This is a genomic window from Antrihabitans auranticaus (assembly GCF_016481275.1).
In the GTDB taxonomy this organism is placed as follows: Bacteria; Actinomycetota; Actinomycetes; order Mycobacteriales; family Mycobacteriaceae; genus Antrihabitans.
Genome location: NZ_JAEMNW010000002.1, coordinates 913,653 through 930,658, shown reverse-complemented (window position 1 = coordinate 930,658; position 17,006 = coordinate 913,653). Strand labels below are relative to the sequence as shown.

At 64.0% G+C, this 17,006-nt stretch carries 19 protein-coding genes; 10 read left to right on the top strand and 9 right to left on the bottom strand.

All coding sequences use genetic code 11. The annotated features are described in order from the left end of the window. Window positions 1-68 precede the first annotated feature (68 nt). Window positions 69-1,307 (bottom strand): M23 family metallopeptidase, encoded by a 1,239-nt coding sequence (locus tag JGU72_RS12375; protein ID WP_199684190.1) that lies wholly within the window; start codon window positions 1,305-1,307, stop codon window positions 69-71. Window positions 1,308-1,461: 154 nt separating this feature from the next. Between JGU72_RS12375 and JGU72_RS12370 the strand changes: the two genes are divergently transcribed. Beyond that, window positions 1,462-2,559: an NAD(P)H-dependent amine dehydrogenase family protein gene (locus tag JGU72_RS12370; RefSeq protein WP_199684189.1), complete on the top strand. Its 1,098-nt coding sequence runs from the start codon at window positions 1,462-1,464 to the stop codon at window positions 2,557-2,559. Then, the gene (locus tag JGU72_RS12365; protein ID WP_199684188.1) at window positions 2,556-3,035 is read left to right on the top strand and encodes a carboxymuconolactone decarboxylase family protein; all 480 of its coding nucleotides are present in this window, start codon (window positions 2,556-2,558) and stop codon (window positions 3,033-3,035) included. Before JGU72_RS12370 ends, JGU72_RS12365 begins: the two co-directional genes overlap by 4 nt. 1 nt (window position 3,036) lies before the next feature. Here JGU72_RS12365 and JGU72_RS12360 read toward each other — a convergent pair whose 3' ends face one another. Further along, a complete protein-coding gene (locus JGU72_RS12360) occupies window positions 3,037-4,755 on the bottom strand; it encodes a nitroreductase family deazaflavin-dependent oxidoreductase (RefSeq protein WP_199684187.1) in 1,719 nt (572 codons plus the stop codon). A gap of 97 nt (window positions 4,756-4,852) precedes the next feature. On the opposite strand from JGU72_RS12360, the gene JGU72_RS12355 reads away from it, so the two are divergent. Then, on the top strand, window positions 4,853-5,413 hold the full coding sequence (locus tag JGU72_RS12355) for a TetR/AcrR family transcriptional regulator (RefSeq protein WP_199684186.1): 561 nt from the start codon (window positions 4,853-4,855) through the stop codon (window positions 5,411-5,413). Between the two features lie 15 nt (window positions 5,414-5,428). Here JGU72_RS12355 and JGU72_RS12350 read toward each other — a convergent pair whose 3' ends face one another. Beyond that, window positions 5,429-6,421 (bottom strand): sigma-70 family RNA polymerase sigma factor, encoded by a 993-nt coding sequence (locus JGU72_RS12350; protein ID WP_307828408.1) that lies wholly within the window; start codon window positions 6,419-6,421, stop codon window positions 5,429-5,431. A 73-nt stretch (window positions 6,422-6,494) separates the two neighbouring features. On the opposite strand from JGU72_RS12350, the gene JGU72_RS12345 reads away from it, so the two are divergent. Genes JGU72_RS12345 through JGU72_RS12335 form a run of 3 tightly spaced genes read left to right on the top strand, consistent with a single transcriptional unit; the run spans window position 6,495 to window position 9,486 of the window. Next, on the top strand, window positions 6,495-7,322 hold the full coding sequence (locus tag JGU72_RS12345; protein ID WP_199684185.1) for an alpha/beta fold hydrolase: 828 nt from the start codon (window positions 6,495-6,497) through the stop codon (window positions 7,320-7,322). An 18-nt stretch (window positions 7,323-7,340) separates the two neighbouring features. Next, window positions 7,341-8,567 carry a lipase family protein gene (locus JGU72_RS12340; protein WP_199684184.1) on the top strand — a complete coding sequence of 409 codons (1,227 nt, stop codon included), beginning with the start codon at window positions 7,341-7,343 and terminating at the stop codon, window positions 8,565-8,567. A gap of 52 nt (window positions 8,568-8,619) precedes the next feature. After that, on the top strand, window positions 8,620-9,486 hold the full coding sequence (locus JGU72_RS12335) for a VOC family protein (protein WP_199684183.1): 867 nt from the start codon (window positions 8,620-8,622) through the stop codon (window positions 9,484-9,486). A gap of 1 nt (window position 9,487) precedes the next feature. On the opposite strand, the gene JGU72_RS12330 is transcribed toward JGU72_RS12335, so the two are convergent. Then, window positions 9,488-9,895 carry a YybH family protein gene (locus JGU72_RS12330; RefSeq protein WP_233531900.1) on the bottom strand — a complete coding sequence of 136 codons (408 nt, stop codon included), beginning with the start codon at window positions 9,893-9,895 and terminating at the stop codon, window positions 9,488-9,490. 198 nt (window positions 9,896-10,093) lie between these two features. Between JGU72_RS12330 and JGU72_RS12325 the strand changes: the two genes are divergently transcribed. The 3 genes from JGU72_RS12325 (at window position 10,094) to JGU72_RS12315 (ending at window position 11,213) form a co-directional block, all read left to right on the top strand. Then, complete coding sequence (locus JGU72_RS12325) at window positions 10,094-10,384, top strand: HPr family phosphocarrier protein (protein WP_199684181.1); 291 nt, start codon at window positions 10,094-10,096, stop codon at window positions 10,382-10,384. Between the two features lie 78 nt (window positions 10,385-10,462). Next, window positions 10,463-10,945, top strand: coding sequence for a hypothetical protein (locus JGU72_RS12320; RefSeq protein ID WP_199684180.1), 483 nt, complete (start codon window positions 10,463-10,465; stop codon window positions 10,943-10,945). Window positions 10,946-11,048: 103 nt separating this feature from the next. Beyond that, window positions 11,049-11,213, top strand: coding sequence for a hypothetical protein (locus tag JGU72_RS12315; protein ID WP_199684179.1), 165 nt, complete (start codon window positions 11,049-11,051; stop codon window positions 11,211-11,213). Here the strand turns inward: JGU72_RS12315 and JGU72_RS12310 are convergent. Continuing rightward, complete coding sequence (locus JGU72_RS12310) at window positions 11,195-11,752, bottom strand: dihydrofolate reductase family protein (RefSeq protein ID WP_199684178.1); 558 nt, start codon at window positions 11,750-11,752, stop codon at window positions 11,195-11,197. The genes JGU72_RS12315 and JGU72_RS12310 overlap by 19 nt on opposite strands. A 44-nt stretch (window positions 11,753-11,796) precedes the next feature. Here JGU72_RS12310 and JGU72_RS12305 point away from each other — a divergent pair, with 44 nt between their 5' ends. Continuing rightward, window positions 11,797-12,714 (top strand): NAD-dependent epimerase/dehydratase family protein, encoded by a 918-nt coding sequence (locus JGU72_RS12305; RefSeq protein ID WP_199684598.1) that lies wholly within the window; start codon window positions 11,797-11,799, stop codon window positions 12,712-12,714. A gap of 3 nt (window positions 12,715-12,717) precedes the next feature. Here JGU72_RS12305 and JGU72_RS12300 read toward each other — a convergent pair whose 3' ends face one another. From JGU72_RS12300 to JGU72_RS12285, 4 genes are read right to left on the bottom strand one after another with little or no spacing between them, the layout of a single operon-like run. After that, the gene (locus JGU72_RS12300) at window positions 12,718-14,046 is read right to left on the bottom strand and encodes a M23 family metallopeptidase (RefSeq protein WP_199684177.1); all 1,329 of its coding nucleotides are present in this window, start codon (window positions 14,044-14,046) and stop codon (window positions 12,718-12,720) included. A gap of 30 nt (window positions 14,047-14,076) precedes the next feature. Then, window positions 14,077-14,568 carry a pyridoxamine 5'-phosphate oxidase family protein gene (locus JGU72_RS12295; protein ID WP_199684176.1) on the bottom strand — a complete coding sequence of 164 codons (492 nt, stop codon included), beginning with the start codon at window positions 14,566-14,568 and terminating at the stop codon, window positions 14,077-14,079. 35 nt (window positions 14,569-14,603) lie between these two features. Continuing rightward, the gene (locus JGU72_RS12290; RefSeq protein ID WP_199684175.1) at window positions 14,604-16,268 is read right to left on the bottom strand and encodes an FAD-binding dehydrogenase; all 1,665 of its coding nucleotides are present in this window, start codon (window positions 16,266-16,268) and stop codon (window positions 14,604-14,606) included. Next, window positions 16,265-16,951: a TetR/AcrR family transcriptional regulator gene (locus tag JGU72_RS12285; RefSeq protein ID WP_233531893.1), complete on the bottom strand. Its 687-nt coding sequence runs from the start codon at window positions 16,949-16,951 to the stop codon at window positions 16,265-16,267. Before JGU72_RS12285 ends, JGU72_RS12290 begins: the two co-directional genes overlap by 4 nt. Window positions 16,952-17,006: the final 55 nt, after the last annotated feature.

Here is a 17,006-nt window from a genome sequence, read left to right as displayed (position 1 = left end):
GGACGAGGCGGCCGGGCAGAACGTGACGGTCGGCGTGATCGACCTGGGTCACATCCGGGTCCACCTGATCATGGAAAACTGATCACGCTGCTGATGAGTGGCAGTTCGTCGGTGCGCGGTCCGGCGTCCGGCGCAGGAATGAAACCGGCGGGGTCACCCGTGCCCAGGAGGTCGAACTTCTCGATCTCGAACGGCAGATTCATTGCGGTAAGGGGTTGCGGACCTGCCATCACCTGAAAGTGCAGATGCGCCTCCGTCGTACTGCCGGTGTTACCCAGGCGCGCGATCTCCTGACCCTTGGTGACCTTGTCCCCGGGCTTCACCGTCACCGAGCCCTGCTCGATGTGAGCGTAGAACGCGTATTGCCCGTCACCGATGTCTATCACCACTCGATTTCCGCCGAGGTCGGCAACTTTCAGATTGTCGGGTATCACCAGCGGCACGCCATCGGCGACGTCGCCGACCGCCGTGACAACCGTTCCGTCGGCCACGGCAAGAATCGGTTGCCCGAACGCCAGAAAACTCTCGTTGCGAGTGCGGTCGCCACGGAAGGATCCCAATCCGCCCTGCTCGTCGTAGAGGGGTTTGACGGTCAAGTCCGATTTGAACCAGTCGATCGCGTACCGCTCGCCGGCATTGATGCGGCCGCCCAGGGGAACGAGCGCCCCACGGTGAGCCGACAGCGAGCAGCAGGCGTTGAACGCGATCCAGTCGGATCCGGTCAGCGGTGGACCGAGAACGACCGGCTCTTTCGAACTGGTCGTAATGACGGGTCCGTCCTGCGTCGACAAGTCTTCGAAGGCGGTCGTGAACGGTGCCTGATTCGGCGGGAGCGGCGCGAACGTCGCGGAGAGCCGGTTGACCACCGTGGCAGGAACGGCCGAACGCTCGCTGTACGCGTCGTCGATGACGAAGAGCATCGTGCGCCCTGCCGGGATCGTCGTTGCAGGAACCGGCGGCAGCTTGTAGTCACCTACGATCACCGATCTCGCGACGACCTCGTCGCCCTCGATCGTCGCGACGACCTTACCCTCCGGCCCGTCTGCCAACGTGTCGATGCGGGTGATCGTGGCCTCGCGCGGTGCCGTATTGAGAACGGCGAGTTCGTAACTGACATGAACTTTGCCGTCGCTGCCTTTGACCGGAATCGGTTCCGGATTGAGTGTCGTCACGACCAGTGGCGTGAAGGAGCCGTCCTGTGTCGGGCCGGACTCGCCGGCGGACTCGTCGTCGGAGTCGTCACTCGAGCACGCCGTGAGGATCAGCAGGATGACAAAAAGGGGGGCTACGAGCCGATTTCGCCGCATCACGTGTCCTTTGTGTGGCGTTCCGCAATCTCGTCGAATTCTTGCACTTCCGTATCGGCCCGTCACGGATATGCGGCGAACAAGTTGAACGGTCGCCCAAGTTCGCTGTCCGGACCCCTTTAAAAACTGGAACGTGTTCTATATCGTGCGAAGTATGGGCACGCAGAATCCGGTCCGAACAGTCGTGTGGGGAACGGGAAATGTCGGTCGGGCGGCGATCCGCGCGGTCGATGCACATCCCGACATGGACCTTGTCGCGGTGATCGTGCACAACCTTGCCAAAGTCGGTCGAGATGCCGGGGACCTCGCGGATCTCGACCGTACGCTCGGCGTCACAGGCAGCGCCGACATAGACGCCGCGCTGTCCGGCGCGGAAGCCGTTGTGTATGCCGCTTCCGGGGACATCCGTCCCGACGAGGCGCTGACCGACATTTGCAGGGCAATTCGCGCGGGCGCCACCGTGGTCACGCCGTCGATTTACGCGTTGTACGACCCTCGGTCGGCTCCCCCGGAACTTCGGGAGCCGATTCTGGCCGCCATCGCCGAGGGTGGCGGATCACTCTTCGTGTCGGGCGTCGACCCCGGCTGGGGCAACGACGTTTTGCCGATTCTCGCGACCGGTCTGGCGTCGACGGTCGATCAGGTTCGGTGCCAGGAGATTTTCGATTACGCGACTTACGACCAGCCCGATTCGGTGCGATATCTCGTCGGCATGGGGCAACCGCTCGACTACCTGCCGCCGATGGTCGCACCGTCCATTCCAACGATGGTGTGGGGCGGCCAGATTCGACTCATTGCCAGAGCGCTCGGCGTCGAAGTCGACGAGATTCGCGAAACGCTGCTCCGGCGGCCACTCGAGACGACGATCGAGACCGCGCAGATGGGCACGTTCGAAGCGGGCACCCAGGGCGCGCTGTGGTTCGAAGTTCAAGGCATTGTCGGGGGTGAGCCGCTGATCGTCATCGAGCACATCACCCGGATCCACCCCGCGTGCGCGCCGGATTGGCCATTGCCGCCCGACGGCGGCGACGGCGTGCACAAGGTGATCATCGAAGGGCGTCCGCGCATCGAGATCGCCGTCACCGCGACCGACGAGGGCGGCAACAAGGCGGCGGGCGGAAATGCCACCGCGGTAGGCAGATTGGTCAACGCCATCGGCTGGCTGCGGGCCGCCGGACCCGGCCTCTACGACGCATTGGATGTCCCGCTGACCCCCGCGGTCGGCAAACTCGCGAGGATGGCACCAGCATGATCATCGATGTCCCCCAAGGCAAAGACCCGATCTCCTACGTTTGGGGCGACATGGTCCCGGGCATCGGCGGCGCGGCAGCAAAGCTGTCGCTGAAGGTCTACTCCGATTCGACTCTCGGGCTACGGGAATTCGAAGCGGCGCGTCTGCGGATCGCGCAGATCAACGGCTGCATCTTCTGCCAGGACTGGCGAACCGAACGGGACGGCGTCAAGGTGGAGGTCACATTCGACCAGGCCGTGCGCGAGTGGCGCACCACCGATGCCTTCGACGACCGCACCAGGCTGGCGGCCGAGTACGCCGAGTTGTACGCACTCGACCACCACAACATCGACGACGACTTCTGGGCCCGCATGCTCGCCGTCTACGACCAGCGTGAAGTGGTCGAACTGAGCATGTGTCTGGGATCCTGGCTGGCTTTCGGCCGACTCAACCGAGTGCTGGGCCTCGACACTGCCTGCGTGTTACCCACGCACTGAGTCAGCTGTTGTCGGTAAAGGTGATTCGCACCGAAATCGGCGTGCTCTGCAGAGCGCGGAACGTCGCGGCACTCAATCTTCCGAGGATCGGATTCGACGAAAACGTCTGCGCCCGCGCGACAACGTCGTCGTCGTGCTGGAAGACAGCGGTGCCGGTACGCCACCGATCGCCCTGCCGGATACGCACCTGCGGGTTGGCGCCGATGTTGATACCCCAGCCTGAACGCGTGCCGTGCTGGGAGATCACCCAGGCGCCGGCTGCGTCGAACGACGCCGCGACCGGCACGCGCCGGGCCTGCCCGGTCTTGCGGCCGATCGTTTCGAGTTCGGTTGCCAGCGAGGTTTGGATTCCGATGCGATCGAGTGCGCGAACGGCCGGGTTCGCGACGTAGCGCCCGACGGCGCGCTCGAACTTGAACTTGCGCAGCGTGCTGTCTTTCTTGTGCGACTTACCGTTCTGGGTCACCGTAGAACTCCTTTTGCTCCGGAATGCGTCGACGCCATTTCGTTTGAACATGGTTGCCGCGGTGAGCCACGGCGTGCGGTCGGGATCGGGCTCCGCACCCGCGCCCATTCGATGCAGCTGATCGGTGTGCCACTGCAGATCCAACGCGCCGTTGACGCTCTTCACGCTGGCCATGGCCGAAACCCGTTCGGGGAGGCTGAGACTGATGTGCGGCGTGTGCAGAGCCGTTCGCCGTTCGGTCAGGATGTCGGACGCAGCGGTGGGAGCGAGGGTTGTCGGCCGACCGAGCCCGACGACGTCGCATGCGCCGGTCACCACTGCTTCGACCATCGCCGAGTGCGAACGGAAGCCGCCGGTGACGGCCAGCGGGACGTTGCGCGCGACGTCGCGTACGGATTGGGCGTATTCGAGGAAGTACGCCTCACGGGCACGAGTGCTCGTCGACTTCGACACGGGACGGCCCATCATCGCCGGCGATTCATAACTACCGCCACTGATTTCGATGAGATCGATGCGTTCACACGCGAGTTGTTCGACCACCGAACGCGATTCCGCTTCGGTGAACCCGCCGCGCTGAAAGTCCGCCGAGTTCAGCTTGATGCCGACGGCAAACCCCGGCGTCACTTCGGCGCGGATCCGGCGCACGACCTCGAGCACGAATCGCATGCGCCGTTCCGGGTCGCCGCCCCACCGGTCGGTCCGCTTGTTCACTCGCGGCGAGAGGAACTGCGACACCAGATACCCGTGCGCGCCATGGACCTGAACGCCGTTGAACCCGGCAGTTTCTGCCACTCGGGCAGCAATTGCGAAGCGATCGATGACGTCCTCGATCTCGGCGTCCGTCAGTTCGCGCGGCGCGGGTGCGCCGGGAACGTTCAGTCCGACGGCAGACGGTGCCACCGGCTTGTCGCGCGTCGCAAGCGGATTTGCCTGCCGCCCCGGATGGTTCAACTGCATCCAGATGGGTACGCCGCCGTCCTGCGTCGTCTTCGCCCAGCGCGTGAGCCCATCGAGGTCACGTTCGTCTTCGATCACGACGTTCCCGGGCTCCCCGAGATGGCGGCGATCCACCATGACATTTCCCGTCACGACGAGTCCGTAACCACCTGCGCCCCAACGCGTGTAGAGGCGCTCCAGACGCTGGTCCGGGCCATGACCGGTCGTGCCAAGGCCTTCGCTCAAAGCCGACTTCATCAACCTGTTCGGCAACACCTGACCGCAGGGTAGCGGGAGCGCATCGTGTAGGACGGTCATGGGCGAAAGCTCCTTCGTTCAGCACGCTATACCGATCGGTCTACTCGATGCTAAGGTAGTAGAACGATCGGTATAGGTCAAGCGGGAAGGATCTCGGATGGCAGCGCGAGACGGACTCATCCAGAGCGCCATCGACCTGATGCGTCGCAACGGTATTGCGGGCACGGGCGTCACCCAACTGGTGGAACACAGCGGACGCTCGCGGCGCGCGATCTACCTGAACTTTCCGGGAGGCAAGTCCGAATTGGTTGCCGAAGCGACCCGCGTCGCAGGCCGCGCGATGGAAGGGCTTATCGCAACCTTCACGGGCAATCCACGCGACGCGCTGCTGGCCTTCGGTGAGTCGTGGCGGCACGTCCTGCAGTCGAGCGACTTCGCGGCCGGCTGTCCGATCGTGGCCGCCGCGCTCGGCAGATCCGAGTCGGCGGCGGCGGCTGACGCGGCCAGCGAAGCGTTCGACCGGTGGGCCACGCTCCTCGCAGAGCGACTCGATGCCGAACACGTCCCCAGCGGCACCGCGAAATCCCTTGCTACGACGATCGTCGCCGCGATCGAGGGTGCGGTGGTGCTGTCGGTCGCGGCTCAGTCGACCGCACCTCTCGACAGCACGATCAAGCACATGACCGAACTCGTCGAGCTGCACACAGCACAGCGCTGAGCCGGGCCTCGCGGATCAGTGCACGAACTCCGGTAGCCCGAATGCGGCATGGTGTTCCGGGCCGATGAAGGTCGTGATCTCACAGATCCTGTCCGCGCGCAGAGTGAGAACGTCGATCGCGAACGGGAGATGCGTCTCGGAATCGGGGTCCCACAGATACGAGCCGAGTGCGGGCTGACCGTTGGCAGTCGTCGGGAGTCGCCGCCAAGCGCCGCAGGAAGACAACGGAACGCTGGTCGCAAAATCAGTGACCGCCGCCAATCCGTGGTACCAGTGCGGCAACGGTGGCATGGACCATGTGACGTCCGCGGTAAGCAGGGCAACAAGTGCGTCGGCGTCGCCGCGTTCGAGGGCACCGGTGAAGTCGTCGACGATCTGGCGCAACCGCAGGTCGCCGAGTTCGCGGACAGTCTGCGCTTGACTTACCGACGGCACCTTCTCTGCCACGATTCGTCGAGCTCGCTGCAGTGCGCTGTTGACCGACGCGACAGACGTGTCCATAACGCCCGCAATTTCGGCCGCCGAGAAGCCGAGGACCTCGAACAGCAACAGTGCCGCGCGCTGATTTCCGGGCAGGTGCTGCAGTGCAGCAACGAAAGCCAGCTCCACCGCTTCGCGCTGCTCGTACTGGGCGTCGGGGTACGGGCCGAGCCATGCCGTGTCGGTCAGCGGTCGGTCACCCACGACTGCGTGGTCGCTCGCCGGTCCGAGATCGACCGGCAGCGCTCGCTTACCCCGGAGTTCGACCAGGTCGAGGCACGTCCGCGTTGCCACCGTGTACAACCACGATCTGAACGAGCTTCGCCCCTCGAATTGGCCGACCGCGCGCCATGCCCGAACGAGTGCGTCCTGCAGGGCATCCTCGGCATCGTGTGTCGAGCCCAGCATCCGGTAGCAGTGCGCGTGCAACTCGCGTCGTAGCGGCTCGACGATTCGCGTGAACGCTGCATCGTCCCCGCTGCGCGCGCGAGCGAGATCGTCGTCGACAGAAATTCTGCTTCGGCTCACACCGATGAGTCTGCCGCATCTGCGGAGTCTTCATCTCGACAGCTCGAACGGCTCGGGAAACCAGGAGACACAAATGACCATGACGACCGCACCCGTAACCCACATGCTCAACGTTCCCGGTGCTCACCTGTACTACGAGGTGCGCGGCACCGGTCCACTCGTCGTGCTGGTCGGCGCCCCGATGGACGCGGATTCGTTTGCGCCACTCGCGGATCTGCTCGCCGACGAGTACACCGTGCTGACGACCGATCCGCGCGGGATCAAGCGCAGCCGTGTCGACGACAGGGACCGGGACTCGACGCCCGAACTTCGTGCCGACGACTTGGCGCGCCTGATCACACACCTGGACGCGGGTCCCGCCATCGCCCTCGGTTCCAGTGGCGGTGCCCTCACCGTCCTTGCCTTGGTGCAGGCGCATCCCGAACTGGTCAGCACAGCGATTGCCCATGAGCCGCCGCTCAACGAATTGCTCGACGATCGCGCTGAACTGCACGCGAAGACCGAGGAGATCATCGCCACGCACCTTGCCGGTGACACCGTCGGCGCGTGGCGAAAGTTTCTCGCGTTGGCGAACATTCACATGCCCGACGAAGTATTTCAGGCGATGTTCGCCGGCGAACGAGACGCACAGGCTGAGGCAGACGACCATTTCCAGCACGCGCACATGCTGCGGCCAAGTACGCGCTGGGTTCCCGACCTCGGTCTCTTGCGCTCGGCGTCGTCACGCGTGATCGTCGGAATCGGCGAGGAGTCCGGCGCGCAGCTGTGCGAACGCACGTCGGAGGCCCTGGCAGCAGCGCTCGACATAGTGCCAACCAGGTTCCCCGGCGACCACATCGGCTTCGCGCACGCGCCCGAGTCGTTCGCAACACGCCTTCGTGAGGTCCTGGCAGACAGCTGAAGCCGCTAGGTTGGGTTCGTGATCTTCCGAAAGTCGTGCGTTCTCGCCATTGCCGCCTCGACGTTCCTTCTGTTCGCAGGCACCGAGGCCAATGCAGAACCGGTGTGGAATCCATTGGATCCGCAACCCGACCTAGCTTTCTATCTACCGACGCCGTTGGGTGACCCATGGTTCGACCCGGCGCCGGGTTATGAGGCAACGCCACCGGGGACGGTTCTGGCAACGCGTGGCGTCTCCATTCCTGGACTGCCGGTGCCGACGACGTCGACGCAGTTCCTGTTCCGTTCGACCGACTCGAAGGGTCGTCCGATCGCGGCCGCGACCACCGTCATCGTCCCGGATGCGCCGTGGAGCGGGGACGGCCCGCGGCCGATCGTTTCCTACAACATCGCCATCGACTCACTGGGCAACCAGTGCGCGCCGTCGTACACGCTCCCGCGCGGCACGGCGGGCGAAGTCGAATTCATCAGCGACTTGCTGACGCAGAACGTCGCGGTCGTCGTCACCGACTACCAGGGGCCGCGGCAGTCCTATTCAGCAGGTCTGGTGTCCGGCCGCACAGTGCTCGATTCGTTGCGAGCAGCTCGGAGCGCAGGGCTTTCCCCTGCCGCGCCGATCGGAATCACCGGATATTCGGGCGGCGCGATCGCGTCCGGCTGGGCTGCGCAGCTCGCACCGGCGTACGCGCCGGAACTCAACATCGCAGGTGTCGCGCTCGGCGGCGCGCCGACCGATTACAACCTGCTGCACGAGTCGATGAACGGCACGCTCAGTTCGGGTATCTATCTCGCGGCCATCTTCGGTGTGCTCCGCGAATATCCAGAGCTGATCCAATTCACCAACGCCAACGGCTTGCGCCTGATGCAACTTCGCAAGGATCAGTGCGGTGCCCTGCTGTCTGCGCTGGGAATCCTGTTTCTCACCGCCGAATCCCTGACGACGACCCCTGACGCGTACTCCCGCGAGTTGATGCAGCAAATACTCGCGGAGAACAAGATGGGTGCTGTCCCTCCGACGGCGCCGATCTTCCTTTACCAGGGGCTGCAGGACGAGTGGATTCCCAAGGAGGGCGCCGAGAATCTGCAGAACGAGTGGTGCGCGCAAGGTGCCTCGGTGCGGCTCGAAGAGCTCGAGGGCGACCATGCAACGGTCTTTCGAACCGGTACGCCCAACGCCATCGAATGGTTGGGGGCGCGACTCGCGGGCGAGCCCGCAACGCCGGGTTGCTCGACTTCAGGCAACTGAATCCTGTCGGTGGGCGCGGCTAGCGTCGTGAACATACCGAGAGGAGCACTCCATGACACAAGAGCCGACGACCGAACCACGGACCTACCCGGAGGGCGTCACCTCCTGGATCGACATCGAGCCGAAGGACATCGAAGCCGCAAAATCGTTCTACGGTGGGCTTTTCGGCTGGAGTTTTTCCGACGCTACCCCACCTGAGACGCCATTTCGCTACGTGATCGCACAGATCGACGGCAAGGATGTCGCCGGCATCGGCGGCCCACGCGAGCCGTCCCCGTCCGAACCACCACAAACCGACTTGACGTGGAATACGTACGTCGCCGTGGACGACGCCCAACAGGCTGCAGACCGCGTGCGCGCCGCAGGTGGCCGTATCGTCCAACCGCCGACTCCGGCGGGCGAAGGCGGAGTCTCAGTCGTGTGCGCCGATTCGTCGGGGGTCGAGTTCGGCATGTTCCAGGCCAACAAGCGACTCGGTGCGCAGATCACCAATACGCCGGGGACGTGGAATTTCAGCGATCTGCACACCGCTGACGCCGCCAAATCGACCGAGTTCTACACACAGGTCTTCGGCTGGGCCGTCGATGATCTGGGCTTCGCGACGATGATCCGCCGTCCCGGGTACGGGGACCATCTTGCGGCGACCGTGGATCCCGGGATCCACGAACGGCAGTCGGGTGAATTCGTTCCGCCCGGCTTCGCCGACGCCATCGGCTGGATGGCACCCGTCGCATCCGGCGAATCACCGCACTGGCACGTCGCTTTCACGGTCGCCGACCGTGACGAGACGGCAGCGGCAGCCGAACGGCTGGGCGGGACCGTGGTTGCGCGCAACGACACCGAATGGACGAAGGACGCGGTCATTCGCGATCCACACGGTGCGTTGTTCACCGCGAGTCAGTTCACGCCGCCGACGTGAATCACGGCTCCGAGGTATCCGCGAACGAATGATGTTCGTGCGCCACAGTCCACGCGCCGTCCTGCTTTCGCAGGCCGAGCGTGAGTCGCAACCGGGCATCCGGTCGTAGCGCGAAATCCTCGGCCGTCCCACACCGCAGGAGGGCAAAAGCAAAAGCAACGTCCGCGCCGGCAGTGACCTCGAGCGACTCGATCTCGAACGATGACCCCTGCGCCTGCCATTCGAAGAAGTCCGGCCACACAGCGCGGTAGGCGTCGATCCCCCGCACCCCGGCGTGCGGCGGTGGGACGTCGAACATCACGATGTCGTCGGTGTGGTGGGCAACTACAAGATCGAGGTCGCCGCGATGGACGGCAGCTGCCCAGTTCTCGACAAGGTCACTGATTTGTTGTTCGTCGGGATTCCGCAAGTTCCTCATCCTCCTGCCGGCGGCAACGTCACGCTCCAGTGAACTCACAGAAGCGGGCACAGGAGTCGGCGATGCACCGGTAACCACCTGGTCGGCAGACCATTACGGCGTGTCGCTCGGCGTGTCGCAAAAGACTTTGCGCGCGAACTGTCGACTTCCCACAGTAGGTTCTAGACAAGAACGACAGCGGGAGGCGGCATGTACCTGTCCGAATTCGAGGCGCCAGGTCCCCTCACGGCTGACGTGGCGGACGAGCTGGCGCACCGCGCGAGCCGGTACACCTCGCGAATTGTGCTCTCCTGCAACGGCCGAAGCGTCCACGCCCCAGTCCTCGGCGTGAGTTGGGATGCCCTGGGCGTGCGCAAGGGCAGTACCGTGCTCGTCACTGTCGAAGGCGGTCACCACCCGCCGGACACCGAGGACGCCATAGCACTCGGGGACTTCGTTGGGTTCTTGGAGAAACTTACAAAAAACGGCGGCAAATCCTGAGCCAACGCGGCGTAACACCTGTCCGGTTTGCAACGACTGGACGTTTAGGAACCCACATTCCGTCGAGAGCTCAGGGACATGACCACGATGACACGCACGGACGAGCGATACTTCAGCTGGACAGCACGCCAGCTCATGCTCGGCAGCGACGCGACCCTCGTGACAGACCCGGTACACCCGTCCGACACGACGACCATTCACCTCGACGTCCACATGACGGTGGGCGCTCGAGAGGCGCGTCTGGTGACGTTCGCGTGCCTCGACGACGAGGACGACGAGTGGACAGCACTGCTGGTCGGTGACGTTTCCGGCGCCAGTGAAGTTCCCGTCCGCACGGTCGAGGAGGAGCGACTGCTGCTCGCTGGAGCGCGCAGCACGATCCCCGCCGAGATCCTCGTCGCCGTGCCACCCGAAGAGGCCGATATGCCGTCGGACACGTCGTGCCGGCGCATCATCCATACTCAGCTGTGCATGGGCGGCCCGATTCGCGATGTCATCGGCGCAGCCGGCGCCGTTTCGGTTGTCGTCAACTGGAGCGATCTGTCCCGTCCGGCCGCGTAAACCGGACCCACCGGGGGCCATCACCACAGCCTGGCTGAATATTGATGGCAATTGACATAGAGCCATATTGTGGCTGCAATTAGATGCGCGAACAATTACTGCCATGTTGTCGATTCTGCTTTCAGTCCTTCTCGTCATTGCCATGACGGCGGCAGTACGGTCGCACTCTCGTGGCCGTCGGGTCTTCTCGCTCGACCAGTTCCGGCCGGCAGCACCGTTCGTCGGCGTGCTGACCGACGGTCCTTCGGACTACCCGATCACCCGGTAGTGGAGATAGACCACGCCATTTCCGAAACGCCGCTGGTCCAGCAGTTCGAGCTGGCGTCGCTGACCGTCAGGGAGGTAGCGCGTGCCGCCGCCCACCATGACAGGTGAGATGAACTGGTGATACTCGTCGATCAGTCCGGCGCGCGCCGCTTGAGCGGCCAAGTTCGGTCCGTCGATCGAGATGTCTTGCACAGCTGCTTCTTTCAATGCCCGAATCGCCTCGGGATCGAAAGAGCGCTCGAGTCGCGTGCGTGCCGTTGTCACCTCGGGCAGCGTCGTCGAGTAGACGATCTTGTCCGCCGCGTGCCAGATCTTCGCGAAGTCCCGATGGACCGCCGGTTCGCCAGGGTCGTCGGCGGTTTCCCAGTAGGTCAGGGTTTCGTAGGTCCGCCGACCGAGCAGGTAGGTGCCGGTGGATCTGACAGTGTCGTTGACGAACCCATGCACCTCCTCGTCGGGCGCGCTCCAGTCGAAGTTTCCCGAGGAATCGGCGATATAGCCGTCCAGCGACGTGATTCCCATCGCGGTGAGCTTTCCCATCGAATCAGTAGAGCAGATCTCTGATGCGTGATTGCATGGAAGCCGTGAAGCTGTTCGTGACGGGTGGGACGGGCGCTATCGGAACGCACGCCATACCGGAACTGGTGCGAGCTGGCCACACAGTTACCGCGTTGGCCCGCACGCAGGAAAAGGCGACCGTGTTGCGGGCGCAGGGTGCAGCGCCGGTGATCGTCTCGCTGTTCGATCGGGCCGCGTTGGCGAAGGCCTTTGCCGGCCAAGACGCGGTCGTCAATCTGGCCAGTTCTTTGCCGTCTGTCACGCGTTTCATGAGCAGGCGAGCGTGGCGGCCCACAGAGAAGGTTCGCGCCGAAGGTTCGGCTGCCGTTGTCGATGCGGCACTGGATGCCGGTGTCGAGCGTGTCCTCCAGGAATCGGTGGTGATGCTGTACTGCGACAACGGTTCCGAGTGGGTCGACGAAGATTCACCCGTCGACCACTATCCGATCACGCGCGGAAACTTCGCCGCCGAAGCGAGCGCCAACAGGTTTACAGCCGCGGGCGGGACGGGCGTCGTTCTGCGCTTCGGCGTCTTTCTCGGTCCCGGCGCGGCACACAGCGAACTGCTGTATGCCCAGGCTCGGCGACACCTGGCAGCCGTGCTCGGACCGCCTGACAGCTACCTGCCGTCGATACACCTCGCTGACGCCGCAACCGCGCTCGACGCAGCGCTCACCGTCCCCGCGGGGACCTACAACATCGTCGACGACGAGCCTCTGACCAAGCGGCAGTATGCAGACGCCCTCGCTGCCGCGGCCGGCAAGAAGTCCTGGGTGCATGCGCCCGGTCGCGCGGCTCTGCTCGCCGGCGACCGGCTGACGTCCCTCACGCGATCACTCCGTGTGCGCAACGAGCGATTTCGGACGGCGTCAGGGTGGGCACCGCAGTTTCCGAGTGCCCGCGAGGGCTGGCGAGCAACGGCGGCCGTCCTCGACGCGGCGTGACGGCTACTCGCCAGGGAAGTCGATGATCGCGAGATTTGCCGGCAGCTCATCCTTGCGGGGCTCGGGGTCCGACATCCTCCCCTGCAGAAAGCTGCCGGTCAGGTAGTTGTCGGCAGCGAGGATTTCCTTGGGGTCGACTTGGCCTGCGTAGTCGAAATCGTCGATGACATAGGGCAACCCGTTGGCGCCGAGCAGACTCGGGCCGTCCATCAACTGGAAATGCAGATGCGAAGCGTTGGCATTCCCGGTGTTACCCAACTCGGCGATCTTGTCGCCCTTCTTGACCTTGTCCCCCGGCTCGACGAGTACCGTGCCCTCGATGAAGTGCGCGTACATAGCGTAGTCGCCGTCGCCGATGTCCAGGATGACGTGGTTGCCGTCGACGTTCTCGACCGTCAGCTTTGCGGCGAGGACCGGATCGGCTGCCGGCAGTACGCCGGGAGCGTTCGCGGCGACGTTGTCCAGCGTCGAGACGACAGTTCCGTCCGCCACTGCGTACACGGCCGAGCCGTAGTCGACGTAGCTTTCGTTCTTGGTTTTGTCGCCGGTATAGAACTGGCCCTGTTCGTTGGTTCGTTTCCAATCGATCGCGAATCGCTGGCTGTTGTTGATTTTGCCGTCGAGCGGCAGCGTCGAGCTACGGTGCGGAAAGCCCGGCAGGCAGCAGCCGTTCAGCGCAATCCAATTGTCGCCGCGCAGCGGCGATCCGATGACTCGCGGCTTCTCCAGGGAGATGTCGACCGGAGTCGTCACGTAGTCGATCGGGGTCGCTTCGCGAGCCGCGGGTGACGCCGCGCCGAAGGCATACAGATGATGCAGGACATTCTCGGGCGCGTCTTCGAGGTTGTCGAACGCGTAGTCCACGAAGAAGATTCGTGTCTCCTGCGGCGGAATGATCGTCGATCCCGCTGGCGCAGACGGCAACGCGCGCAGGCGGTTGCAGTCGCCGTACGAGCAGGTTGGATCGAAAATCGCGTTGCCGGAGAACGACGCGATCACCTTCGACGGATCCGACGCGTCTACGACGTCCAGCTTGCCCACGGTCGCCGGTACCGCCGACGCGTTCGTCAGCTCGAGGTCGTACGCGACGTGATACTTACCGTCGGTGGCCGGAAAGGGAAACGTGGGCGCACCGATCGACCCCACCGTGACCGAGGTGTAGGCATCGGGAACGGCTATCGAGCTGGTCTCGTTTTTCGCGGAGTCGGGTCCGTCCGACGAGCAACTTGCCAGTGCGAAAATCACCGAAACGGCAACGGCTGCAATCTTGGCGACAGACATGGTGCTCGCTTTCTCTGGGAAACATGCGCCGATGCGGTGCAGCTTAGCCATCGATCCGAGCGAGCCGGCTCCGGCTGACCGTCAATGTTTTCGGACCACGTACTCCGGCGCACCAGGCTTCCACACAATCACGTCCATGTGACTGTCGTTCATCTCGACGGCTGAGGCGCCCGTCAGTTCTGCCGCGTAGAACGGATCGAACTTCTCACCGCGCAAGTCGAATCCCGTGTCCTCGAACAGCTTGTTCGCGAACCGCTGGTGCAAGGCCTCGTCCTGCACGTTCCGCACGGTGCCCCATAATTTCGCGTCGCCGTCGGAGACGTGCGTATCGACGGTTGCGGTGTGCAGACAGAATCGCGGATCGCGGGCAAGATCCTTGAACTTGGTGGTGTCCGGCATTCCACCTATCCACATCTCACCTTCGAACGCCCGCGGTTCCATCGGGCTGATCCGCGGGTAACCGTCTGCTCGCAGGGTTGCGAGCATGCAGAGGTTCCCTGTCGCAGCGTGCCGCCGGTTGAAAATGGCGAAGATACGAGGCGCAGCGTCGGCAAATTCCTTCCAATTCGTCATACGCCGACGCTACGACACGGCACCGACAGAAACGCTCAGCTCGGCGACTTCCCCAGCGCCAGTCCGGCCGCCCGTCCGGAGAAGATGCACCCGCCGAGGAAGGTTCCCTCGAGCGCGTTGTAGCCGTGGACCCCGCCGCCGCCGAACCCGGCGACCTCGCCGGCGGCGTACAGGCCGGGGAACGGCTCGCCGTCTTCACGAATGACCTGTGAATCGAGGTTCGTCTGCAAGCCGCCCAGGGTCTTCCGGCTCAGGATGTTCAGGCGCACTGCGATCAGCGGTCCGTGTGAGGGGTCGAGTATCCTGTGCGGCTTCGCCACTCGCGCAAGCTTGTCGCCGAGGAATTGGCGTGCGTTCGTGATCGCCATGAGCTGCAGGTCTTTCGAGAACTTGTTCGCGACCTCGCGGTCACGCGCGACGATCTGGCGCTCCAAATCGGCGAAGTCCAACTGGGGCCCGCGGGCGATCTTGTTCATGCCGGCGACGAGTTCGCGCAGGTTGTCGGCGACCACGAAGTCGGCGCCGTGCTTTTTGAACGCCTCGACGGGTCCGGGCGCCCCCTTGGAGAGCCTGCTCTGCAACGTGAACTTGAGGTCTTTGCTCGTGATGTCCGGATTCTGCTCCGATCCCGACAAGGCGAACTCTTTCTCGATGATCGCCTGTGTCAACACGAACCACGAATAGTCGTAGCCGGTGGCAAGGATCGCTTTCATCGTCCCGTTGGTGTCGAAACCGGGAAAGTTCGGCGCCGGAAGTCGTTTGCCGGTGGCGTCGAACCACAGCGACGACGGACCCGGAATGATCCGGATCGCATGCTTCGGCCAGATCGGATCCCAGTTGTTGATGCCTTCCGTGTAGTGCCACATGCGGTCGCGGTTCGATATATGCCCGCCTGCGCGTTCGGTGATCTCCAGCATCCTGCCGTCGACATGCGCGGGGACACCGGCGATCATCGTCTCCGGGCATTTGCCCAGGCGATCGGTCGGCCAGTTCTTACGGATGAGATCGAAATTATGACCGATGCCACCGGACGTCACCACGACAGCTTGCGCGCGGAATTCGAACTGGCCCACAGCTTCCCGTGACGACGCCTTGCCTCGCTCGAGGTCCGTCGGCTCGAGCACCGTGCCCCGCACGCCGACGACCGCGCCGTCTTCGATGATCAAGTCGTCGACCTGATGGCGAAACTGGAAGGTGACCAAGCCCTTCTTCTCGCCCTCGAGAACGGGCTCGGCGAAAATGCGGACCACCTCTGGTCCGGTCCCCCACGTCAGGTGGAACCTCGGTACCGAGTTGCCGTGACCGTCTGCGTTTCCGCCGCCACGCTCGGCCCAACCGAGAACCGGGGTTATCCGCAGTCCGAGGTCGTGCACGTACTGGCGCTTCTCGGTGGCTGCGAACTCGACATACGCCTGCGCCCACTGCCGGCCCCAGTGGTCGTCGCCCTCGCGGTCGAAGCCCGCCGATCCCATCCAGTCCTGTAACGCTAGATCGTAGGAATCCTTGATACCGAGCCTGCGCTGCTCGGGGGTATCGACGAGGAAGAGTCCACCAAGCGACCAGAATGCCTGCGCGCCTAGGTTGTTGCGATTTTCTTGGTCGACGACGAGGACCTTGCGACCTGCCTTGACCAACTCGTGCGTTGCGACCAGCCCGGAGAGGCCCGCACCCACGACAATTACATCGGCTTGCTCGGTCATGGCATTCCTTCTGTCGGAGCGGCTTTTGCGTTCGAGGTGGAGCTGTAGGCCAGGACTACTTCGGTGAACAGATCGATGCGCCGAACGTGCACAGCCGGATTGTCCGGTTCGATCAGGCATTGGACCGTGGTGCCGTCGTGCACGGCTACGAGGGCTTGGCCCAGCGCAGCCGGGTCGGGCACTGTGCGCCCGGCGCGCAGCAGCAGGGCCTCGACCATCGGAGTCAAAGTCGAGACGATCGCCGATTCACGCGCGGCCACCATGTGCCGCAGCGGAGGGTTTCGCAGTGCGTGCGCGGTGAATTCTGCACTGATCCGGTACCAGTTGTCGTCGATCGGAACTGCCTGCAGAACGCGGGCGACGACGTCGCGAACGGTCCGCACGTCAGCATCCGAGCCTGCATCCAGTGCACTGTCGACGCCGGCCAGCATCTCCGCTGACCGGTCCTCCCACATCGCGAGGAACAGGTCGTCGAGCGTGTCGAAGTTCGAATAGAACGCGCCGCGGGTGTAGCCCGCGCGCTCGCAGATCTGCTCCACCGTCGACCGCCCGAAACCGTCCGCCGCGAACACGTCGAACGCGGCACCGAGCAATCTCTGCCGAGTTTCCGCGCGCCGCTTGGTGACGCGCTTACGATCGATCGGTGGCTCGTCGAGCTCGCCGGCATTGCGCATCCGAGCCATTCGCACCTCCCGTTCAGTCGATACACAAATGTATCGGATACAAGAACGTATGGGA

Coding starts and splice junctions, on each gene's coding strand:
- JGU72_RS12325 (WP_199684181.1), top strand. CDS start 10,094: ATGTACCTGTCCGAATTCGAGGCGCCAGGTCCCCTCACGGCTGACGTG.
- JGU72_RS12335 (WP_199684183.1), top strand. CDS start 8,620: ATGACACAAGAGCCGACGACCGAACCACGGACCTACCCGGAGGGCGTC.
- JGU72_RS12375 (WP_199684190.1), bottom strand. CDS start 1,307: ATGCGGCGAAATCGGCTCGTAGCCCCCCTTTTTGTCATCCTGCTGATC.
- JGU72_RS12360 (WP_199684187.1), bottom strand. CDS start 4,755: ATGACCGTCCTACACGATGCGCTCCCGCTACCCTGCGGTCAGGTGTTG.
- JGU72_RS12345 (WP_199684185.1), top strand. CDS start 6,495: ATGACCATGACGACCGCACCCGTAACCCACATGCTCAACGTTCCCGGT.
- JGU72_RS12355 (WP_199684186.1), top strand. CDS start 4,853: ATGGCAGCGCGAGACGGACTCATCCAGAGCGCCATCGACCTGATGCGT.
- JGU72_RS12295 (WP_199684176.1), bottom strand. CDS start 14,568: ATGACGAATTGGAAGGAATTTGCCGACGCTGCGCCTCGTATCTTCGCC.
- JGU72_RS12370 (WP_199684189.1), top strand. CDS start 1,462: ATGGGCACGCAGAATCCGGTCCGAACAGTCGTGTGGGGAACGGGAAAT.
- JGU72_RS12315 (WP_199684179.1), top strand. CDS start 11,049: ATGTTGTCGATTCTGCTTTCAGTCCTTCTCGTCATTGCCATGACGGCG.
- JGU72_RS12320 (WP_199684180.1), top strand. CDS start 10,463: ATGACCACGATGACACGCACGGACGAGCGATACTTCAGCTGGACAGCA.
- JGU72_RS12290 (WP_199684175.1), bottom strand. CDS start 16,268: ATGACCGAGCAAGCCGATGTAATTGTCGTGGGTGCGGGCCTCTCCGGG.
- JGU72_RS12365 (WP_199684188.1), top strand. CDS start 2,556: ATGATCATCGATGTCCCCCAAGGCAAAGACCCGATCTCCTACGTTTGG.
- JGU72_RS12310 (WP_199684178.1), bottom strand. CDS start 11,752: ATGGGAAAGCTCACCGCGATGGGAATCACGTCGCTGGACGGCTATATC.
- JGU72_RS12300 (WP_199684177.1), bottom strand. CDS start 14,046: ATGGCTAAGCTGCACCGCATCGGCGCATGTTTCCCAGAGAAAGCGAGC.
- JGU72_RS12285 (WP_233531893.1), bottom strand. CDS start 16,951: ATGGCTCGGATGCGCAATGCCGGCGAGCTCGACGAGCCACCGATCGAT.